This window comes from Rhizobium giardinii bv. giardinii H152, assembly GCF_000379605.1.
Lineage (GTDB): Bacteria > Pseudomonadota > Alphaproteobacteria > Rhizobiales > Rhizobiaceae > Pararhizobium > Pararhizobium giardinii.
The window spans coordinates 1-1,309 of record NZ_KB902604.1; the positions used below are offsets into that span (position 1 = coordinate 1).

Consider the following 1,309-nt stretch of genomic DNA (forward strand, 5'->3'; position numbering starts at 1 on the left):
TCCAAATCTTGGGAAACTTACGCCAAGGCTTTCGGAAGTGGCCGGTCCCTGCGGCGCCGTCCATGAGGTGCAGTATATGTCGCTGCTTTACCGCACCGACAAGCTGGGTTCTCCTCCAATTTCCTGGTCGTCGCTTCTGGCGCCCGAGCTCAAGGGCAAAATCATCCTGCCGACGTTCCAGAACATCATGGCGGTTTTTCTCCTTGAAATCATGTCAGTCGCCCGCGGTGGCGATATGATCGACAACGTCGGTCCCGGTTTTACCGCCATGGCTGAGCTTGCACGCCAGTCTATCGGCTTCGAACAATCCTCGGCAATCCTCGAAAGCTACATCAAGGACGGGACTGTGTGGGCGATGCCGTTCTGGAACGGGCGTGCCCAGCTTCTCGTTGATCAGGGAATTCCGGTCGACTATGTCCGCCCAAAAGAGGGTACGATCCCGCTGATCGCGACACTGAACGTCCCTGTTGGTGCTGAGAACAAGCAAGCGGCGATGGCCTTCATCGACTTCTTCCTCGAAAAGTCCAACCAGGAAGCATGGGTGACCGGCTACAAAGTCGGCAGCGCCCGGATCGATATCGATATTCCCGACGATGCTCGCAAGCGTCAGATTACCACTGAGGCCGATCTAAAGAGCCTGAAGCTGCCGAATCTCGCGCGTGTTGCCGACAAGCTCGGGGAATGGGGCGAGCGCTGGGAACGCGACGTCGTTTCGCAGGCCAAGTGAGAGGGCGGTTCCATGTCTACGATTGCACTTGCCGCGCCGGCAGTGATGCCGACGGCGCCTGCCAAGACGTCCGGCTACCTGGTTCTCGCACCCTCCTGTCTTATGCTGACCGTGTTTTTTGCCCTACCAATGGGCGTCATGATCGGGATGAGTTTCACGGATGGTGAGCCTTTGGCCCCGACGTTTGCCCATTATCAGCGCTTCTTCTCTGACGGTCTATCGCTTGCCGGTCTGTATCGGACAGCCCTGATGTCGATGCTCGTCGCACTGAGCGTGACGGTTCTTGGCTATCCGATTGCCTACTTTCTGGCACGGTCGCGCTCGCGCTGGCGGGCGGTAGTCTTCGCGCTGGCGCTGGCGCCGGAGCTTGCTGGCGTCGTTTTGCGCACCTACGGCTGGCTCATCATTCTTGAGGATCGAGGGTTCATCAATGATGCGCTCATGAATCTCGGTCTCGTCGCCTCGCCGCTTCCGCTGTCGAAGAACCTCTTTGCAGTCGTTGTCGGCCTGACCCATGTCGTCCTCCCCTTCGGCATCCTGTCCCTGACGACGAGCATCCAGGGCATCGATCCCAATCTGGAG

Annotated in this window: 2 protein-coding genes; both read left to right on the top strand. The window is 58.7% G+C overall.

All coding sequences use genetic code 11. The features are described from left to right. Positions 1 to 727 (top strand): extracellular solute-binding protein (locus A3AY_RS0109910; RefSeq protein ID WP_018325525.1); only part of this gene is annotated, 727 nt, incomplete at its 5' end. Between the two features lie 12 nt (positions 728 to 739). Continuing rightward, positions 740 to 1,309 (top strand): ABC transporter permease (locus A3AY_RS0109915; RefSeq protein WP_018325526.1); only part of this gene is annotated, 570 nt, incomplete at its 3' end.